Source organism: uncultured Aureimonas sp. (genome assembly GCF_913775355.1).
GTDB lineage: Bacteria > Pseudomonadota > Alphaproteobacteria > Rhizobiales > Rhizobiaceae > Aureimonas.
This window is the reverse complement of record NZ_CAJYIU010000287.1, coordinates 45,512-65,939: the sequence shown is the minus strand read 5'-3', so window position 1 is coordinate 65,939 and position 20,428 is coordinate 45,512. Positions and strand designations below refer to the sequence as shown.

Below are 20,428 nucleotides of genomic sequence, written 5' to 3'. Positions count from 1 at the left end.
GCGAACCATAAATCGGCGCGGCGCGACATCCTATAGAGAAGGAAGGTTAATGACCGTAGAATCTCTGACGGTTGCATTTGCGCGACACTTGAAGCGCCCGCAGGTAGAACCAGGCTTCCGGTGAGTCGCTTCCCCGCGCTCGCGGACGAGCGCGGGGGGCAAGATCGGGGCCCTGCTTCAGCGTTCGCGGAAGGCGCGCGACACCTGATCGGACAGCGGCTGGACGAAATAGGAGAGCGCCGTGCGCTCGCCGGTCTGGATGAAGGCCTCGACCGGCATGCCCGGCACGGGGCGCAGGCCGGTGAGCTTGGCCATCTCCTCCGGCGTGACCTCGATCCGCGCGGAGTAGTAGGGAAGCCCCGTCCGCCTGTCCTCCGCGACATCGGCGGCGACACGCGTCACGGTGCCGCTGATCTCGGGTGTGGTGCGCTGGTTGATCCCGGAGAACCGCAGCTTGGCGCTCTGCCCGACATGGACGTCGTTGATGTCCTTCGGCAGGACCTGGATCTCGACGCTGAGCTTCTCCTCGAGCGGCACGATGTCCATGATCGTCTCGCCGGGTCGGATGACGCCGCCGACCGTGTGGACCATCAGCTTGTGCACGACACCGCTCTGGGGCGCGCGGATCTCGATGCGGCGAAGCTCGTCCTCGGCCGCGGTCTTGCGCTCGACGTATTCGGCGATTTGCGCACGGGCTTCCTGAATCTCGCGCGAGGCGGTCTCGCGCGCGTCGTGATCGACCTGCGTGATCTGCAGCTTGGCGGCGGCGATCTTGCCCTTCGCCTCGGCGATCGTGGTGGTCAGCTGGCCCCGCTCGCCGAGCGTCTCGGCGCGCTCGCGCTTCAGCGTCGTCGCGCGGGTCGCGGTGACGAGCTTCTTCTGCACGAGGGAGACGACGTTGCCGAGTTCCTCGTCGATAAGGTTCAGCTGGTCGTCCTTGGAGGCGACCTGCTCGGTGAGGCCGGCGATGGTCCCCTCGAGCTCGTCGATCCGTCCGCGCAACTGGGTCTGCTGGCCTTCGCGCGCGGCGCGGCGAAGTTCGAACATCGTCTCCTCGCCCGCCAGCGCTTCCCGTACGTCGGGCGTGTCGCGGCGGTCGGCAAGCTCCGGCGGCACCGTGATGGTCGGGCGCGAGGCCTGTTCGGCCTCGGCGCGGGCCTTGCGGGCGAGCGCCTCGTCGAGGCGCTTGACGACGATCTGGAGGGTCGTGCGGGCCTGCGTCGCGTCGAGGCGCACGAGGAGCTGGCCGGCGGAGACCTGGTCGCCCTCGCGCACCGCCAGTGTCTCGACGACGCCGCCGAGCGGATGCTGAGCCTGCTTGATCGCGGTATCGACGACGAGCGTCCCGTGCGCGATCACCGCGCCCGACAGGGAAACGTTGGCGGCCCAGCCGCCCACGACGCCGCCGAGCAGCGCCACAAGGGCGATGCCGACCGTCAGGTGGCGCCGGATCGAACGCTGGGTGGTCTGGGAAAGGAGCTGGCTCATGCGGACTCCGCCTGCGGGTTCTGCCGGATCTGCTGCTGGGCCGCCGGCCGCTCGTCGGCGACCGCGGGCGCGGCCGGCACGGGCGAGAGGACGCGGCCCAGGATGTCGTCCTTGTCGCCGAACGCCTGGATGCGCCCGTTCGCCATCATCAGGACAAGGTTCATCGCGACGAGTGCGCTCGGACGATGCGCGACGACGATCACGATGCCGCCGCGCAGCCGCACGCCGGCCAGCGCGTTGGTGAGGGCGGCCTCGCCCTCGGCATCGAGGTTCGAGTTCGGCTCGTCGAGGATGACGAGGAAGGGCTTGCGGAACAGGGCGCGGGCGAGCCCGATCCGCTGGCGCTGGCCGACGGAGAGACCGAGGCCGTTCTCGCCCGTGGTCGTCTCGTAGCCGTCGGGCAGGCGGACGATCATCTCGTGGACGCCGGCGGCGGTTGCCGCCTCGATGATCTCGTCGGAGGTCGCGGTCGCGTCGAAACGGGCGATGTTCTGCGCGACGGTGCCGGGAAAGAGCTGCAGCTCCTGGGGCAAATAGCCGATATGGACGCCGAGGCGGTCCGGCGACCACTGATCGATCGAGGCGCCGTCGAGGCGGATGGCGCCGTGCAGCGGCGTCCAGGCGCCGACGATCGCCCGAACGAGGCTCGACTTGCCGGACGCGCTCTGCCCGATGATGCCGATGCCGTCGCCGGCCCGCGCCCGGAAGCTCGCATCGCGCACGATCGGCATGCGGCTCGCCGGCGGTGCGACGGTGAGGTTTTCCACCGACAGCTGGCGGGTCGGGGCGGGAAGGTCGAGGGGTTCGGCCGGCACCGGGATGTGCGAGAGGATGTTCGACAGGCGCTGCCAGCTCGTGCGGGCCGAAATGAAGGAGCGCCACTGGCCGATGGCGAGTTCGATCGGCGCGAGGGCCCGCGCGCTGAGGATCGAGCTCGCGATGATGATGCCGCCTGTCGCCAGACCGTTGATCACGAGGTAGGCGCCGACGGTGAGGACGGCGGACTGGAGCATCATGCGCGTGACCTTGGAGATCGCGCCGAGTCCGGCGGTCAGGTCGGCGCTCTTCTGCTGCGCGGTCGCCAGCTGGTCGTTGATGCCGGTCCAGGTCTGTCCGAGCCGCGCCTCCATGCCCATGGCGCGCAGCACCTCGGCATTGCGCCGGAACGTCTCGGACAGGGTGTTGCGCTGGCGGCCGAGGACATAGGTGTTCTCGACCAGCTTGCGCGAGAAGATTTCGGTGCAGAGTGCGATCGCGACGAGAACGAGGCCGCCGATCGTGGCCGCCCAGCCGATCGCCGGATGGAAGGCGAAGCAGATCACGAGATAGAACGGGATCCAGGGCAGATCGAACACGGCCGTCGGGCCGGGGCTCGCGAGAAACCCGCGGATCGTGTCGAGATCGCGCGCCGGCTGGGTGCTGTCGATGCCCGACGTGAGAAGTGGCAGCCGCGTGATCGCCTGAAGGGTTCGCTCGTTGATCCGGGCGTCGACCGCCGTGCCGACGCGGGCGAGAAGACGGCCGCGGATGATGTCGATGACGCCCTGGAAGAGGTAGAGGGCGGTGACGATGATCGCGAGACCGACGAGGGTCGGCACGCTGCCGCTCGGCAGCACGCGGTCGTAGACCTCCAGCATGTAGAAGGAGCCGGTCAGGAAGAGGATGTTCAGGACGAGGCTGAGGATCGCGATGCCGATGAAGGCGCCGCGGCAGGCAGCGACCGCCTTGAAGAGCTCGCGCTCGGGGCCGAGACGCCGCGTGGTTCCGAATGCTTCCGTCATGCGCCCTACCTCGTTCGAAGCCCGCCGTTCCCTCGATCGGAACCGCCGCGAACCATTCGACCCTACACCGGCCACGCTTTCGATTTCCCGAATGAACCCAAGCCGATCGTCGACATCGGAGTCACTCGTCGGCCCGGCGTGACCCGGCCCGTCCGCCTGACGTCAGCGATCCGATCCGCCGAAGGGGCGGTATTCGAAACGCCGATAGTTCTCGGCCCGACCAAAGGTCGAGCGCCGCCAGCTCGTGCCCGACTGCAGGGCCTCCAGACGCTCTTCCGGCAGACCCGCGACGAGATCCTCGGCGAGCGCTTCGTGCCCGGACGCGCGGAGCGACGCGAGGATCTGCGCCGCCGGCTCGACCTTGGCGGTTGCGACCGCCCGGCGGAGATCCGCCTGGACGTCGAGCGGGGGGGCGATCCTGTCGCGCGACAACTGCCACGCCACGAGAAGCCCTCGTTTGGCCAGCGTGTCGGCCTCGTAGGGCGACAGAGCGGCGGAAAGAAGGACGAGTTCCTGGATTCTGCGGCGGTCGGCGCCCGCCCGGTCCTCGAGGAGGGCGAGGAGATACCAGAGGTTGCCGTCGGCCGCGTTGCAGCCGATCGCGTTGCCGACGGTCCGGCGGGCGACGCGCTCGGCCTCGGCGCGCTCGTCCGGCCCGTCGGCGAGACTCCTGCGCAGGAGGTCCATCGCCACGGTGACGTGTCCCTCCGGCAGATCGAAGTCGCAGGATGCGCCGGTTCCGCGGGCGAGTTCGTCCGCCAGCCTCATCCTCAGCGTGTCGGACAAGGCGACGGGCTCAATTGCGGTCTCCAGCCGCAGCGCGTACCGCACCCAGGGCTCCGCCGAGACGGCGCCGACGAGCGCATAGCCGCTGGCCACGATCACCACCAACGCCGCCAGGCATGCCAACGGATCGGCGCGACGTCGCTGCATCGGTCAGTCCCGGTAGTAGGACTCGTAGCGGGACGCGTAGTACTCGGGCGACCCGTAGGAGCGGTAGAGCCGCATCTTCTTCGAGTCGGCCTTGTTCAGGATGACGCCGAGAGACTTGGTCTGGAACACCGGATTGCTGGCGATCGCGCTGCGCACCAACTGGCGCGAGGTCTTGCCCCACTCGACCACGAATACGAAGGCATCGACACGCTGCGCGAAGGCCTTGGCGTCCACCACCGGTCCGACGGGGGGGAGATCGACCACGATGTAGTCGAACTGGCCGCGGAAGCGCTGGAGAAGCCGGCCCATGCTGGCCGAGGCGAGGAGGTCGCTCGTGTTCGTCACGCGGCTGCGCATCACGGTGGGGAGCAGGGCGAGCGGCGTCGGCTCGTCGCGCAGAAGGACGTCGTCGACCTCGGCCTGCTCGAGCATCACCTCGACGAGCCCGAGTTCGGGCTTGCGCTGCAGGCTGCGCGTCAGGCCCGGATTGCGGATGTCGCCGTCGATCAGGAGCGTGCGCATGCCCTGAAGTGCGAGGAGATTGCCGAAGCTCGCGGCGACCGACGACTTGCCTTCGCCGGGCACGCAGGAGACGACGCCGATGACCTTGCAGGGGATGTCCGGCATGCCGAGATCGGCCGCCACCTTGATGTTGCGCAGGGTCTCGGCGAACGACGACATGGGATGGCGCCGCACATGGGTCGCCAGCGCGCCGGGCGCCCAGATCTGGGAGGGCGTCGCCTTCTGCTCGCCGGACTTGGCGTCCGCCGGGTCGAGGATCGGCAGGAAGCCGAGGAACTCCATGTCGAGTTCGCTGCGGACCTGGCTGCCGACGCGGAAGAAGCGCTCGCGATACTCGCGGAAGCCCGCGATGCCGGTGCCGGCGGCCGCGCCCATCACCGCGAACAGGGCGAGGACCAGCGGCGTGCGCGGCGCGCTCGGCTTGTCGGGGACCTGCGCCGCGCTGATGACGCGCGCGTCGGTGATCGGGAAGGACTGCTGCTGCACCGTCTGCTGGTAGCGCTGCAGGAAGTCGTCGTAGAGGGCGCGATAGGCTTCCGCCTCGCGCTCCAGTTCGCGCAGGCGAACCTGCAGCGTGTTGTCGTCGGCGTTGACGGCCGTCACCTCCGACAGGCTCGCCTCCAGCGAGCGCTCGCGCTCCTGCGAAACGGCGTAGGTGCTGCGATAGCTCTCCGCGATGCGACGTAGCTCGCCGAAGATCAGCCGCTCGTATTCCTGCATTTCGGCACGTAGGCGCACGGCTTGGATATGGTCCGGTCCGAGCTTGCTGGCGATCTCGCTCTGGCGCCGCGCGGCGTCGAGATACTTGGCCCGCAGCGTGTTGATCGTCGTGCTGACGAGCGCGTCGTTGACGAGGGCGTCGGTGCGCCCGTCCTTGATGATCTGCTCGATCTGGTCGAGCTGCGCCTTGGACTGGGCCGTCTGGGCTCGCGCCGCCGTCAGCTGGGTGTTGATCTCGCTGAGCTGCTGCTGGGACACGAGGCCCGTGCCCGTCTGCAAGAGGCCGTTCTCGTTGCGGAATTTCTGGACGGCGAGGTCGGCGTCGTAGGACTGCTGGCGAAGCTCGGCGATGCGGTCCTGCAGCCAGGTGCTGGCGCGGCGCGTCGCTGTGTATTTCGCCTGCAGCTGGTCGTCGAGATAGGCGCTGCCGAATGCGGTCGCGATATTGGCGGCGAGCGCCGGATCGGGAGACTCGTAGGTCAGACGCAGCACATAGGTCCGGCCGACGCGCTGGACGTCGAGACCGCCCTGGAGGATGTCGATCGCCGCCTCGCGCTTGCGCGCCGCCATGTCGGCCTCCTCGACGGGCAGTTCCGGGCGCATGACCGCGATGAGCTTGCCGACGGCCGCGCGCGCAGTGCGGATCAGCGAGGGCGAACCGGCGAGGAAGGCGTCGTTCTGGTCGAGCTTCAGCTGGTCGACCACCGCGCTGGCGATCTGCTGGGACTTCAGGAGTTCGACCTGGCTCAGCATTTCCGCCTCGTCCTGGAACACGCCGCTGGCGCTGGCGAGTTCGTCGACGAGCTTGGACTGGCCCTTGTCGATCAGGATGTCGGTCGAGGCCGTGTAGGTCGGAACGGCCGTGATCAGGAAGACGAGGCCGACCGCGATGCCCACAACGACCGCGGCGATCACGACGCCCATCTGCCGGCGCACCATGGCCAGGATGCGCTCGACGTTGAGGAACTCGCCTGAGCTGCCCTTACCGGCCTTGGACGCTGCCGTGTCGTGCGCGGCCATCTCGGGGTAATGCAGCATGACGCCTCGATAAATTGCGACGGCGCAGGCCCTCGGAAGGCCTACACCGTCGAATGCGCTGGAACCACAGCCCGGCGTGCGCACCCGCCGTCGTCGAACGCAAGCCGACGTTCGGAAGGCTGGCGTCGGATCGCGGACCGGACGGATCGTTGGTCGAACGCCATCGGGCCGATGATCTTCGACACGCTGTTCATGCGAGAAGCGGGAGCACCTTGTTCCCGCTTCAATCGACCGATCCTGGCATTCAGCCAGTCCGCGTCAAAATCAAGGCGCACGCGCCCCGATCTTGAGAGACTCGATCAAAAGACGTCCTGGCAACCCGTCGTGCTCGCGTCCACGATGCAGACGACGAGACGGCCGGAGGTGCCGCCAAGAAGGCGATCGCCTTCGCTGAGGGCCACGCTGCCGCTGCCGCCGCGCGAAACCAGGCCGCCGCTGGACGTCGGAACCGTCGAGCTGCCGCCGACGGGACCCGAGACGCCCGGCGCCCCGGCGCCCGAAAGCGAGCCGCTGCCGGGCGATCCGCCGCCGGCACCGCCGCCGCCGGCCCCGATCGAGGCCGTGCGGTCCTCCTCGGCGCCGGACGCGCGCTGGAACGCGGCGATCAGCTGCGGGGAGCCCGACTGTGCGACGGCCCACTGGATGTAGGCGGCGTAGCTCGGAGCGGCGCTTTCCGCGTCGCGCATCGCACTGGCGAGGCCCTCGGCGGCCGAGCCGACCTGCCCGCTGTTCACATCCGGGCGACTGACCAGCGAGACCATCGCGACGACCGTCCGGTTGTCGCTGCCGGCGAGCGAACGCACGTACTGCGCCATGTTGCGTCCGCCGTCCGGGTTCTGGTCGAGGACGGTGCGCGGCTGGGCCAGCCAGGCGCTCACCGCGTCGGCCGACAGCCGGGTGCGAAGGCCGATCGGCGCGTCCGGGATCGGTCCCTCCCAGCCGCCGGCAGCCGGGCCGGCGGCCGCGGTTTCACCGGATGCGGGCACGTCCGGCATCGTGGATGCGCCCGGCGATTGTTCGGATGCGGCAGGTGCCTGCACGCCGGCCGGCGCAGCTGCGCCGTCCTGTGCCAGAACGCTGCCTGCCGGCGCCAACAGCGCCAGACCCATGACACCAGCCCAGAACCCCTTCATCACCAACCTCGACCTCGACACGCGACAAGTCATCTATTACTCGTGACCTGACTAGCATATAACAATGACTATAAGAAAGCGCGGATGCCGCTCCCGGCAACTGCATTTCATTAACGTTGACGGCAGGTTGGGTCGGCGCTCCCCCTGCCGGCGATTCGGCCGAAGCCGGATCCTCATCGTCAGAGATCGATCAGGCGGGTTGTCGAGGCGGACCGGGATGCAACATAGGCCCTTCGCGGCGCGGTCCCGATCGGAGGCGGCGACCTCGCAGATCCGCTTTCCCTTGAAGCAACTTTGCCGAACCGACCGATGTGTGGTCGGCACGGGCGCGGTCGATCGGTGATGACCGCTACGGGTTTCGAGGGCGTCCGTCTGGAGATCAAGATCGAGGAGCCGTCCGGCCGTCGCCGCCCGGACGCCGCCATCACCCTCGATGGCGCGCAGCGCAGGACGCCGCGTCCGACCCTTCTTGGTCGGGCGCTCCTGATCGCGGCTCTTGCGGTCTGCATCGGCTCGCGCGGGGCCGTGTCCTACTCGGCGCTCCTCGTCACCCTCGTTCTGGCCGGCGCCGCCCTCTTCGTCGGCGCCCTGTCGCCGCCCGCGGAGGCCCGGATCCGCCGGTCGCTGCACGCGGCGCTCCTCATGGCCGTCGCTCTCGTCGCCTATGTCCTCTTCCAGTCCTGGAGCTTCGAGGGCAATCCGTTCGCCAATCCGCTCTGGTCGGCCGTCGACCGTCTGGTCGGGCCGATCGGCGGCGCGGTATCGGTCGATCCGGCCGCGACGCGGGATGCGGTGTTCCTCCTGATCCTGCCCTTCGTCTTATACGGCGCGGGCCTCAGCCTCTACCAGACCGACGAGGGCGCGCTGAAGCTCCTGACCTGGCTGGGAGCCTTCGGTCTGGCGTTCGCCGTCTTCGGCATCGCGCAGGTGGCGTTCTTTCCGGACAGCCTGCTCCTGACCGCCAAGACCGCCTATCTCGACAGCCTCACCGGCGTCTTCGTCAATCGCAACACGGCCGGCAGCCTCCTCGGCGTGGCGAGCCTGATCCTCGCGACGCTCGCAGTTCTCGCGCTGCCGCGCGACCGGCGCGGGCGGTTCTCCATCTGGTCGCTGATCTCCGATCCCGGCCTGCCGTCCGAGCGCTCTCGGCGCGTCATGGCCTGGCTTCTCGCCGCCTTCGTCGTCCTTCTCGCGCTGTTCCTCACGAAGTCGCGCGGCGCGCTCGTCTCGACGTCGATCGCCTTCGTCGCCGTCCTGCCCTTTCTCTGGCTGGACGGAAGCCGGGCCTCGGGCGGTCCCGCGGGGGCCCGGCCCCTGACGCTGCGCCGCGTCCTCCTAGCCTACGGGGTCGTCGCGCTCGTGGTGCTGGTCGTCGGCGGCCTCTTCGGCGGCCTGACGATCCAGCGAATGGCGACGCGCGGTATCGACGACGTGCGCCTGTGCCTCTACTGGTCCGCGCTCGACGCGTTCGGGCAGAACTGGCGGTTCGGCACGGGGTTCGCGACCTTCGCCTCGGTGTTTCCGATCTACCGGCCGCCGGACTGCGGGGCGCCCTGGGACGTCTTCCTTCGCGCCCACAACATCTATCTCGAAGGACTGGTCGGGCTGGGGATCGTCTTCGTTCCCGTCCTGTTTCTCGGCTGTCTCCACATCGTGGCCAATCTCCTAAGGGGCCTGCGCGACCGTCGGCGCATGCGGGTCGTCCCGCTCATGGCGCTCGGAGCGATGGTCCTCGTCGGTCTCCACGGACTGGTCGACTTCTCGCTCCAGATCCCCGGCATGGCCGCCTACTTCGCGACCTATCTCGCCGCGGCGACGACCATCAGCCTCGGACGCCGTGCGGATGCGCCCCTCGGCCGGTCGTCAAGAGGCGGGCAGGCGGGATGAGGGCGCCGATAGACCGGCCTTCCTCTTCACCATACGGTCTGATGACACGCGCGCGACCGGGCGCAACCTTGATTGGTGCGCTGCAGCAAGATACAAGCTGCATCCTCTGTGAGATAGTTGCCGACGCCGGCGCCTCTGCCGCACGGCCGATCGTTCCCGAACAATTTGAGGGCCCGCGATGCCGTCCTGCGTAATCGTCGTCGAGAATCTTCCCGTGCCGCTCGACCGGCGCGTCTGGCAGGAAGCCTGCGCGCTGCGCGATGCCGGCTGGACGGTCTCGGTGATCTGCCCGAAGAGCCAGCAGTTCCCGGCCGCCTTCGAGACGATCGACGATATCGAGATCTTCCGCCACAACCTGCCGCTCGAGGCCTCGGGCAAGTTCGCGTTCCTCTATGAATACGCGGCCGCGCTGTTTCACGAGTTGCGCCTGCTCCTGAAAGTGAGCCGCCGCCGCGGCTTCGACGTGATCCAGGCGTGCAATCCGCCGGACCTCATCTTCCTCGTCGCCGCGCCCTTCAAGCTCTTCGGCAAGAAGTTCGTCTTCGACCATCACGATGTCTGCCCGGAACTCTTCGTCGCCAAGTTCGAGCGCAAGGGCTTCTTCCACAGCCTGCTCCTGATGGCGGAGAAGGCGACCTTCCGCACGGCCGATCTCGTGATCTCGGCCAACGAGACCTACCGGAGCCTTGCCATATCGCGCGGCGGCAAAAAGCCCGAGGACGTCGTCACCGTCTACAGCGTGCCGGACAAGGCGCGCATCCGGCGCGTGGCACCCAACGAGGCGCTGCGCGCGGGCGCCGGCACCGTCCTCGGCTATGTCGGGATCATCGCCGACCAGGACGGCGTCGATCATCTCGTGCGCTGCGTCCATCACCTCGTCGCCGACCACGGGCAGCGCGACATCCGTGCGGTGGTCGTGGGCGACGGGCCGGCGCTGGCGTCCGTGCGGCAGCTGGCAGGCGAACTCGGCGTCGCCGAGCACATCACCTTCACCGGCTACCTGCGCGGCGAGGACCTCCTCGCGGCGCTGTCGACCTTCGACATCGGTATCATCCCGGACCCGGTGAACGAGTACAACGACAAGATCAGCATGAACAAGGTGTTCGAGTATTCCGCGCTCGGCATCCCGTCCGTCTCCTACGACCTCACCGAAACGCGGCGCCTGCTCGGTGATGCCGGCCGCTATGCCGCCGACGCGACGCCGGCGGGCCTCGCCGCCGCCGCCCGTCCGCTGATCGAGGACCTGGAGCTTCGCCGCGCAGCGGGCCTGCGCGCAAAGGCGCTGGCGGACGCCCAGTTCGACTGGGACCGCGAAGCCGAGCGCTATGTCGCGGCCTATGCGCGGCTCGCAGCGCCCGCGCGCGCCAAGGGTCTTGCCGGCGCCTGACGGGCAGGAAAAGCGAAGGCGAGCGGCACGGCTAGGACCGTGCCGCCGGGCTCAGTCCGCAAGAAGGCTCGAGACCCGTTCGGCGGCGGCCGCATCCGAGAACAGCATAAGGTAGGCCGGCACCCGGCCCGCCATCGCCATCCGCGCATCGATGTCGGTGAGGTGGGCGACCACCGCATCGCCGAACGCGTCCTCGCCGGCCACCTCGAACGGTGGCGCGGGCTCCTGCGGGAACCCTTCCGCGGCCTTCGGCGTCGCGACGCAGGTCAGGCCGAGCCCGAAATAGTCGACCATCTTGATCTTGATGCCGCTGCCCATCCGCACCGGATTGACGGCGGCCGCGCATTGCGAGGCGAGCGCCTGGAGATCCCGGACGCGCCCGTGGAACGTGACGCCCGCGACCGGATCGGGGAAGCGCTCGGCGATCGCACCCGCCACGTCCAGCGTCGCGCCGGGAAGGCGGAGGCGGATCGCGGGCCAGACGCGTTCCAGAAACCAGGCCAGTCCGTCGACGTTATGGGCGCCGAGGCTGCCGAGATAGAAGAGACGGTGGCCCGCATGCGGGCGCCCGTCCGCCGCGAGCTGCGCGCCGCCGGCGCTTGGCAGGACCGTCGCGTGCCGCGCAGCGGGGGCCATCTCGCGCGCGGTGCGGTCGTCGCTGGCGTTGATCGAGACGATGCCGGTGAACTGCCGGTAGAGGCGTTCCTCCATCGCGCGGTCGACGCCCGGCGTCGCCTCGAAGCCGTTGGCGCGCAGCGAAGCGACGCGGTGGTGGAAGACGTCGTGGCCGATCAGGATGCGATGGCGCACCGCCGGCGGGGTCGCCGCCAGGACGCCGCTGCGAAAGATCGTGTCCGCGAAGACGGCGTCCGGCGGTGCGGCCGAAAGATGCCGTCCGGCGGCGCGGATTTCCCGGTCGCTCAAGAATCGGCCGATGGCGATCTGTCGGTGCTGCGTCTGGCCCGTCCCGGACGGTCGGACCCGCTTCAGGAGACGGTGGACCGAGCGGGCCACGGCGCCCGGCGAAGTCGGCAGGAGGAACGGACCGATCCGCCGCGCATGTAGGAAGTCGACCCGCCCGCCGAAGTCGGTCTGCGGCATCCGCTCCGGCACGCGCCGACCGGTGACCAGAAGATCGATCCGCCAGCTCAGCGCGCGCAGTGCGCGCAGGACCGTCAGATTGTAGCTCCCCGCGCCGTTGGTGCCGGCGACCGGCACCTCCTCGCAGACGAGGACGGCTCTGCGGGCGGCGTTCGGCGGCGAGGCGGAACCGGTCATCCGGCGATGGCCGAGCCGAGCGCGTCGAAGGTCGAGCGCGACTTGGCCCTGACGTCGCCGACATGCGCCTCGACGGAGGCGCGAAGATCGCTGCGGGCCGTGAACGCGTCGTCGAAGACGCGCGTCATCAGCGCGGCGTCCCCCGCCTTCGTGCGGTCGATCAGGTAGGACTTGGGCAGCGAGAAGTGCTCGAAGAGGCCTTCGAACTTGTCCTGGTAGGTGATGCCGACGACCGGGACACCGGCGCCCAGCGCCGCGATGGCCAGGTGCATGCGGGCCGAGATCACGAGCTCCGTCTCGGCGGCGAGACCCTTGATCTCGGCGGCCGAAATTTCGCCGGCCTGGAGACGCACCCGGTCCGGGCGGTCGACCGCGACGGCGACGCGCTCCAGCATGGCGACGTCGCCGTTGTTGCCGGCGCGGAAGTCGTGCGGGAGGAGAAGGACCGAGACGCCGCGGCGGTCGATCAGGGTGCGGATCGCTTCCGCGGTCGCCTGGACGATGCGCTCAATCGCCACCGGATCGCGGTCGGGCGACAGCATCGGGTGGACGTTGAGCCCGACGACGTTGGTGCTCGCGCGCTGGGCGGCGATCCATGCCATCGTCGCGGCGGTGTCGGCCCCGGCGGCCGGCTTCAGGAGGAACGCGCAGTCGGCGACGAGACGGCCGACGCCAGGGGCTGCCTGCTCGAACCGTTTCAGCGAGACGGGATCGCGCAGGTTGACCACGAGCGGCGAGCGGCCCCGAAGCTTCAGGAACGCGCGGACCGGCCAGCGCGGCGCGGCATTGAACGAGAAGCCGGTGATGACGCCGGCGGTCCGGACGCGGCTGAAGAGATCGGCCACCATCCAGAGGCGAAGCGAAGAGATGCTGGAATAGTAGCCGTCCATGAGGTCCGCGCCGATGACCACGACGGCGTCGTAGTCCTTGATGCGGTCGAAGACCTTGGCGAGCCGCCACGGCGCCCCCCAGCAGGGCTCGGCCTTGAGACCCTGCGACGCCATGTGCGGCGGCAGCGCGTCGGTCTCGGTGACGATGCCGATCGATCCGGCGATACCGTTCTGGCGCAGGGCGTCGATCACGGCCTGGATCATCGCCTCGTCGCCGCGCGAGCCGAACGGATTGCGCGGGACGCAGGGGACGATCGCCACGCGCGTCGCCGAACCGGACGCCACCTTGCGCACGGGCGCCTTCGTCAGCTTGCGCCATTCGCGGAACATCCGCGGCGCCACGATGACCTCGCGCGCCAGTTCCCGGAGCGCCTTCTTGTTACCGTCCGCCATGGATAAAGGCCCTCAGTCCTATCGCTTTACGATGTTGGTCAGAATGCGCCGCGTGGTGCGACGGTCGATCAGGAAGGCGACGACGAGATAGACGACGCCGCCCGCGACCCCGAGGCACGCGCCGCGCAGGAACGCGGCGTCGAACGGCAGCGTGATCTCGCGGAGCGCGAGGATCGCCGCGCAGGCGACGACCTCGGCGATGAGGAACGGCGCCATCAGCTTCAGGAGGTGCCGGATCGAGTAGTCGAGCGCACGGCTGGCCACCGCGAAGCTCAGCGGCGTGATTAGGAACTGCGCGATCGTGAAGCCGAGGGCGACGTTCCAGAGGCTCTGGCCGAACGTGACCGCCAGGGCGATGCTGATCGCGGCCGCCTTCACCATCGAGATCATGAACGACTTGTGCGACAGGCCGACGGCGTTCAGCAGCGTCCCGTTGTAGTATTGCATGAGCTGCATCGCGCCGAGCAGCGAGAGGAGCATCAGCACGTAGCCGCCGTCGCGCCCGTTCTCGCCGAAGAGGACCTTCATGACCTCCGGCGCGACCATCGCGAGGAGGACGAAGATCGGGGTGCCGATGGCGACCGTCGTCTGGATCGAGGTGTAGTAGGCGCGCAGGAGCGCCTCGCGGTCGGAGGCGAGCCGCGCGAAGCTCGGGAGCGCCACGTCCATCGTCACCGCCGAGACGAGCTGCATGAGCACCGCCCAAGGGCGCGACGCCATCACCCAGAGCGCCAGGGCGGCCGGGCCCGCGCCCGCGGCGATGGCCAGCTCGATCCCGCGGTTGGCCACGAAGTCGACGAGCTTGGAGCCGAAGATGTGGCCGCTGACCTTGAACAGCGGCGCGGCGGCCAGAGGGTTCACGAGGTGCAGGTGCCAGGGCTTGGCGCGCCAGACCAGGACGAGATTGAGGAAGGCGGCGAGAAGGGCCTGCGCGACGAGGCTCCAGACGCCGAAGCCGGTGAGGGCCATGGTGATGCCGACGCCGCCCGAGACCACGGTCGCGACGAGCGCCCGGAAGGCCAGCCAGCGAAACTCGAACCGACGCCGGAGATAGGCCTGCGGCACATAGCTGAAGGCGTTGAAGAGGATGACGAGAACGACGACGCTGAGGATCGCCTCGAGCCCCGAAGCCTCCAGGGCGGTCTCGAGCCAGGGGCCGATCGCAAGGAGTGCGCCGGCGACCACCATGGCGAGAATGACGTTGACGATCAACGCGGCCGACAGGAGGCGGTCGTCGAGTTCCGGCGCCTGGACCACCGCTTCGCCGAGGCCGTTCTCGGCGACGAGTTCCGCCACGGCGATCACGGTCGCAGCGGTCGCGAAGAGGCCGAGCTGGCTCGGGGGCAGGACGCGCGCGACCACGATGAAGACGATCACCGATCCGAGCCGCGTCCCCCAGTTGCGCGCGGCGGACCAGATCAGGCTAGTTCTGACTGACGTCACGTGTCCCCGCGAAATCCTGACGAAACCGTGCCGCGTCGTCGTTCCCGACGGAACGGCCGATGAAGACGCCGATCACGACATAGCGATGAATCATTGCACAATTCCTCGCTGCACTGCAAAATTTTCTGTAATTCGCATTCCGGACACAAGGATCAAGCAGGGAGAGCTGCACATTTGCAGGTCATGTCGGTCCGGGCGGAGCGGCTTAGACCGAAATCGCGAGGACGAGTCAACTGCACGCAAGGGTTGTATTATGGGCGCGCATCGCACGCCGCAATCTCGATTGCGTTGGTTCGCGCGATCGACTGTCACCGCCAGCCTTCGGCTACTTCTCCGGCTCTCGCACGCGGTCGCCCTCCGTCAGGGCCACATGCGGTGAGAGCCGTCGATCAAGGAAGGATCCTGCCATGAAGCCGATGTCGGGTCGGTTCGACCGTCTACTCCGCACCCTGGCGTTCGCCGCCGGTGTGGCCGTCGTCCTCGGGGCCGGCGCGGCGAACGCCGAGTTGCGCTACCCGTTCGAGTTGACCAGCCGGATCGACGGCTCTTCGCCAGCGTCGCAGAAGCCCTCCTGCCGCCACATCGTCCCGCCGCTCGTCGACATGTCCGGCATGTTCACCTTCTACGCACCGGGTGCCACGCAGTCGGTCGTCGATCGCGGCAAGATGGCGGCCTACTCGCGCCGCATCGGCGCGACCGAACGGTTCAAGACGTCGATCCTCCTGTGGCTGACGCGATACGAAGACGAGCCGGAGCGCCGTGCCGAGGCCGCCGAATGCCTTCAGCGCACGTTGGTGACCTGGGCCCGCGCCGGTGCCATGCTAGACGGGCTCGACGACAACGACCGGAACGGGCGGCGGCAGGCGGCGCTTCTGACGAGCTGGACCGCGATCGCTGCGGTCAACGCCTTCCAGGCCGCCGACATGGCGCCCTGGCAGGACGGCGACCGGGCGGCGGTCGTCGATTGGTTCGCCCGTCTCTCGCGGGCGATCGAAGGCGGCTATCCCGAACTGCCGCCTTCGCCGCGCGCGTCGGGTTGGGACAAGCCCACGACGAACCATGCCCACTGGGGAGCGGCTGCCCTCTCGATGCTGGCGATCGCGCGGGGCGAAGCGGGCGGCGTCGATCTCGCCGCGTATCAGCTCGATCGGGCCCTCAAGACCGCAACGCCCGACGGCGCCATGCCGCAGGAGTTGCGCCGGGGCGGCAAGGCGCTCCACTACCAGATCTTCGCGCTCAACCCGATGGCGATCCTCGTGCGCATTGTCGAGGCGAACGGACGTCCTCTCACACGCGAGCAGGATCGCCGCCTCGCCAACGTCACGCGCTTCACGCTCGACGCATTGGACGATCCGTCGATCCTCAAGCCCTACACGACCCGGCCGCAGGAAATGCCGAAGACGCTGCCCCCGTTCGTGGAAATTCTCCGGGATCATTTCCGCCATGACGACCCCGTCATCTCGAAGCGGCTCGAATGTGCCTCGGCGCGATCGGGGCCGGTGTCCTCGCAGTTCATCGCGCTGAACATCACCGCGCGCGTCGGCTCGCCTGTTGCGAAGGCCTGTCCGCCTTAGGGCCTTCGAGGCCGGCGCGTCTCCTCCCACCCGCGCCGGCCCCGGCGAGGCCATCCCGTCGGGGCGCCTCACACCATTTTGAAGAATGATGCGGGGGTGCCGACAGCAACGTCGGGCCCGTCGGAGGCGCGGCGCCCGCCGAGGCTGCGAGATGCTGGCGTCTCCGGCCCGAAAGCGAAGTCGTCAAAATTCTTTCTTCGATTCAACCGGATACCTCCGGGATTCCTGGGAAAGCCATGCCCTGCCGAGATTCTGGCGGCGGCACTGGCACTCCGGCTGCCCGTTGAGGTTGAAGATGATCCCCAAGATAAGATCAATATATAATTTGAATCAAAGACAGTCGTTCTGGTGAGCTTATTGGGAAATTTTCTTTCGTACCTTGAAGTTACAGTTCGTCGCCGACCCATGCGAGCGACGCGTAGACTTCGGGGAAGATTATGTCGCAGATCATCCAGCTTCGGCCCAAGGCGACGCAGGCCGACATCGAGACGGGACTGAAGGCGCTGACCGCCACGGGCGGCACCCTCGTGCTGCCCAAGGACGAGACCATCGCGGTCGCCAAGCAGATCGTCATGTTCCTCGAGAAGCAGAACATCACGATCGATCTGAACGGCAGCACGCTGGTCGGCAGCGGCGCCAACAGCATCCTCTACGTCGACGCCAAGGCCTCCGCCCTGTCGTCGGTGTCGCTCGGCTCCCAGAACGGCAACGCGACGATCACCTACGACAAGATCCCGGTGGACCTGAAGGTCGGCAGCTGGGTCAAGGTCGTCTCCGACGACGCGCTGCCCGGCGATCATATCGACGCGAGCGACGGCGGCCAGCCGACCCGCCTCGGCCAGGCCGCCGAGGTCGTGGCGATCCAGGGCAACACGGTCATCCTGAAGGGCGCGCTGGTCGACCAGGGCCTCTATCACACCAACGTTCGCGCCTCGACCTTCTCGACCGCCGAGTTCACGATCAAGAACGGTGCGATCGACGGCGGGCGCGGCGATTTTGCAACCGCCAAGGGCGCGGCCGACCTCATCCAGCTGCGCAATCTCGTCGAGCCGACGGTGACCGACGTCGATCTGCGCAACGGCAGCGTCGGTCTCAAGATCGTCAACGGCGTCAATGCCGACGTCCGCGACGTGGCCGCGCACAACGTCTATGCCGGCGTGCAGTCCTCGGCCTCGTTCTCGACCGACATCAAGGGCCTGTTCGTCGAGCACTCGAGCCATGCGGTCCTCGTGCACGGCGTCGGTACGACCGCCAACGGTACGAGCGCCACGAGCTACGGGGCCGACATCCAGCTTCACGCCAAGGATGCCGTCGCCTACGACGCCGACCGCGCCGCATTCGACTTCCACTCCGAGTCCCGCGGCGGTCTCTACGAGAACGTGCTCGCCTTCGACTCCCGCATGATCGCCGACTTCCGGGGCATCGGAAACGGTCTGAAGGACAGCGGCGGCGTCAACAACAGCTACGCCCTCCAGTTCTTCGAATACGGCAAGGGTGACGGACGCGACGCGAAGGTCTCCAACGTCGTGGCGCGCGAGATCGGGCAATACGCCTTCATGATCTCCGGAAAGACGCAGAACAACACGGTCACCGACAGCGTCTTCGAGAGCATCGGCAAGGGCTACAACGTCAAGTCCGACGTCGTGGCCATGGTGAACTCGGCCATCCGCGACACGGTCAATTCGGGCGACGACGTTCTGACGGGTTCGGTCAAGGCCGACATGATGCTCGGCGGGAAGGGCAACGACGTCGTCAACGGCGGCGCGGGCAACGACTATGTCTGGGGCGGCGCCGGGGTGGACCAGCTGACGGGCGGGGAGGGCCGCGACCGCTTCGCCTATCACGAACTGTCGGAAGGCGGGGACACGATCACCGACTTCCAGGCCGGAGCGAAGGGAGACATCCTCGACGTCTCCGTCCTTGCGGCGCGCCTTGGCTGGGGCAGCGGCGATCCTCTGGCGGATGGTCACCTTCGCGTCTCGGCCGCCGGCGCCGGTACGCTGGTGCAGGCTTCGGACGGCCACGGCGGCTGGACGACGCTCGCCACGCTGCAGGGCGTGAAGCCCGGCGACTTCTCGGCCGCCAACGTCCAGTGGCGCATGTCGGACACGACCGCAGCGCTGGGCGCCGGCAAGGCGTCGGCACCGGAACTCTCAGGCACTCCGGCTGCCGCTGCGCCCGGCGGCTCGGCCCCTGCGACTTTGCCTTCGACGACGCCGGCCGCCCCGACGGCGGGTCCGTCGGTGCTCGGCTTCAGCTTCCTCAATTCCGATGGCTCCGCCAAGGCGGGCGAGACGGTGACGGTCGCCGTGCGCTTCGACGAGGTGGTCAACGTCAAGGGCGGCGGCCTTGCCGTCACGCTCAGCAACGGCGCGGTCGCCACCTATGCCTACGGGAATGGACGCGACACGCTGGTCTTTACCTACAAGGTCGCTGACGGTCAGGACGCCTCGGATCTGTCGGTCTCGAAGATCACGCTCGGCGATGCGGCGATCCGGTCCGTCAAGACGGGGGTCGCCACGGAGGCGACCACGGCGGGCGGCAATCTCGGCGACAAGCTCGTCATCGACACCAAGGCCCCCGTGGCCGCTCAGCCGACGCTCCGCTACGCCGACAGCGGTCTCGCCGGCGACGGCGTGACCAACGCCCAGACCGCCGATCTGTCCGGGCGGGCGGATGCCGGCTCCTCGGTCAAAATCCTCGACGGCTCGCGGGTCCTCGGCACCGTGGTCGCCGATGCCTCGGGCCAGTGGAGCTTCTCGACCAAGACGCTCGCCGATGGCCAGCACGTCTTCTCCGTGATCGAGACGGATGTCGCCGGCAACAAGAGCGCGACATCGGCCGGCGCCGCCATGACCGTCGACACCAAGGGGCCGGCGCGGCCCGTCTTCGAGGGCGACACCGCCAAGCTCTATGTCCGCGAGGACGCGTCGCTCCTGAAGGGCACGGCCGAAGCCCTGTCGAAGGTCGATGTCTTCGACAACGGGGTTCGGATCGGCGGCGCGGTCACCGGGGCCGACGGCAAGTGGACCTATCTGGCCTCGGGTCTCGACGAGGGCGCCCACCGCCTGACCGCGACCGCGACGGACGTCGCCGGAAACACCGGGGTGCTCTCCAAGTCGAAGGACATCGTGGTGGATATGACGGGGCCGGATCTTGCGATCTCCCGGCTCACGGCGACCGCCAGCGGCGAGGTCCAGTTGCGTGGCACGATCAGCGAGACGCCGGGCCAGATCAGCGTCGTGCGGGACGGCGTTGCGACCACGACGGTGAATGCGACCTCGAGCGCCTGGACGGCCAAGCTTTCCGTGGACCCCTCCAAGATCCACACGTTCGATTTTTCGGCAAAGGATGCGGCGGGTAACGTTACCGCGCTCGGGGATCGCTATGTGCTCGGCACGACGGGCAGCGAGCGGATCGTCGGCACGACGGCGCACGAGGTGATGATCGGCAACGGCGGCTCCGACACTTTCGTCTTCAAGACGAACGGTGGCGACGACGTGGTGCAGGACTTCAAGGCTGGACCTCTGTCGGCCGGCGGCGATGTCCTGCGCTTCGAAGCGACGGGCTTCCACAGCCTGAACGAGCTTCTGGCGGATGCTCACCAGGTCGGGGGCGACGTGCTGATCCAGATTGACGACCACTCGAGCGTGACGCTCCTCAACACGAAGCTCGCGGCGCTCACCGAAGCCAACGTCCTCTTCGCCTGAGGATCGTCCGGAAGGCCAGGGAAACCCGGCACGGATCCGACCGAACGAACGGGCGCCCTTGTCTCAAAGGTGCGCCCGTCCTGCCGATCAGGTGCCGTGTGCCATCCGCATGCCCTGTTCAAGACGCCCGCATCTGGCTAAACGTCGTCGGCATTGCGGTGCACAAGGGCGCACGCCTGAAGGCCCGACCCCAACGGCATGCCGTCTCCGTCCGGGATGCGGCGGCGAATTTCGATCCGAGCGCGACGCTG

Annotated in this window: 12 protein-coding genes; 4 read left to right on the top strand and 8 right to left on the bottom strand. The window is 68.4% G+C overall.

What is annotated here, in order from left to right; genetic code table 11:
* Window positions 1–177: 177 nt before the first annotated feature.
* From QZ753_RS17450 to QZ753_RS17430, 5 genes are all read right to left on the bottom strand, one after another.
* A complete protein-coding gene (locus tag QZ753_RS17450) occupies window positions 178–1,488 on the bottom strand; it encodes an HlyD family type I secretion periplasmic adaptor subunit (protein ID WP_294645465.1) in 1,311 nt (436 codons plus the stop codon).
* Window positions 1,485–3,269 carry a type I secretion system permease/ATPase gene (locus QZ753_RS17445; protein WP_294645463.1) on the bottom strand — a complete coding sequence of 595 codons (1,785 nt, stop codon included), beginning with the start codon at window positions 3,267–3,269 and terminating at the stop codon, window positions 1,485–1,487. Before QZ753_RS17445 ends, QZ753_RS17450 begins: the two co-directional genes overlap by 4 nt.
* Before the next feature lie 162 nt (window positions 3,270–3,431).
* Window positions 3,432–4,202 (bottom strand): hypothetical protein, encoded by a 771-nt coding sequence (locus tag QZ753_RS17440; protein ID WP_294645461.1) that lies wholly within the window; start codon window positions 4,200–4,202, stop codon window positions 3,432–3,434.
* Window positions 4,203–4,205: 3 nt separating this feature from the next.
* A complete protein-coding gene (locus QZ753_RS17435; protein ID WP_294645460.1) occupies window positions 4,206–6,482 on the bottom strand; it encodes a polysaccharide biosynthesis tyrosine autokinase in 2,277 nt (758 codons plus the stop codon).
* A 299-nt stretch (window positions 6,483–6,781) separates the two neighbouring features.
* Complete coding sequence (locus QZ753_RS17430) at window positions 6,782–7,615, bottom strand: hypothetical protein (RefSeq protein WP_294645458.1); 834 nt, start codon at window positions 7,613–7,615, stop codon at window positions 6,782–6,784.
* Between the two features lie 342 nt (window positions 7,616–7,957).
* Here QZ753_RS17430 and QZ753_RS17425 point away from each other — a divergent pair, with 342 nt between their 5' ends.
* Together QZ753_RS17425 and QZ753_RS17420 are read left to right on the top strand one after the other, a co-directional pair.
* Window positions 7,958–9,502 carry an O-antigen ligase family protein gene (locus QZ753_RS17425; RefSeq protein WP_294645456.1) on the top strand — a complete coding sequence of 515 codons (1,545 nt, stop codon included), beginning with the start codon at window positions 7,958–7,960 and terminating at the stop codon, window positions 9,500–9,502.
* Between the two features lie 178 nt (window positions 9,503–9,680).
* On the top strand, window positions 9,681–10,889 hold the full coding sequence (locus QZ753_RS17420; RefSeq protein ID WP_294645454.1) for a glycosyltransferase family 4 protein: 1,209 nt from the start codon (window positions 9,681–9,683) through the stop codon (window positions 10,887–10,889).
* A gap of 51 nt (window positions 10,890–10,940) precedes the next feature.
* On the opposite strand, the gene QZ753_RS17415 is transcribed toward QZ753_RS17420, so the two are convergent.
* Genes QZ753_RS17415 through QZ753_RS17405 form a run of 3 tightly spaced genes read right to left on the bottom strand, consistent with a single transcriptional unit; the run spans window position 10,941 to window position 14,893 of the window.
* Window positions 10,941–12,167 carry a glycosyltransferase family 4 protein gene (locus tag QZ753_RS17415; protein WP_294645452.1) on the bottom strand — a complete coding sequence of 409 codons (1,227 nt, stop codon included), beginning with the start codon at window positions 12,165–12,167 and terminating at the stop codon, window positions 10,941–10,943.
* Window positions 12,164–13,450, bottom strand: a complete 1,287-nt coding sequence (locus QZ753_RS17410; RefSeq protein WP_294645450.1) for a polysaccharide pyruvyl transferase family protein — start codon at window positions 13,448–13,450, stop codon at window positions 12,164–12,166. The genes QZ753_RS17415 and QZ753_RS17410 overlap by 4 nt, the downstream gene beginning before the upstream one ends.
* An 18-nt stretch (window positions 13,451–13,468) precedes the next feature.
* Window positions 13,469–14,893, bottom strand: a complete 1,425-nt coding sequence (locus QZ753_RS17405; protein WP_294645448.1) for an oligosaccharide flippase family protein — start codon at window positions 14,891–14,893, stop codon at window positions 13,469–13,471.
* 407 nt (window positions 14,894–15,300) lie between these two features.
* Here QZ753_RS17405 and QZ753_RS17400 point away from each other — a divergent pair, with 407 nt between their 5' ends.
* Together QZ753_RS17400 and QZ753_RS17395 are read left to right on the top strand one after the other, a co-directional pair.
* Entirely contained in the window at window positions 15,301–16,467 is a 1,167-nt protein-coding gene (locus QZ753_RS17400) for an alginate lyase family protein (RefSeq protein ID WP_294645447.1), read from the top strand.
* Window positions 16,468–16,904: 437 nt separating this feature from the next.
* Complete coding sequence (locus tag QZ753_RS17395) at window positions 16,905–20,177, top strand: Ig-like domain-containing protein (RefSeq protein ID WP_294645445.1); 3,273 nt, start codon at window positions 16,905–16,907, stop codon at window positions 20,175–20,177.
* Window positions 20,178–20,428: the final 251 nt, after the last annotated feature.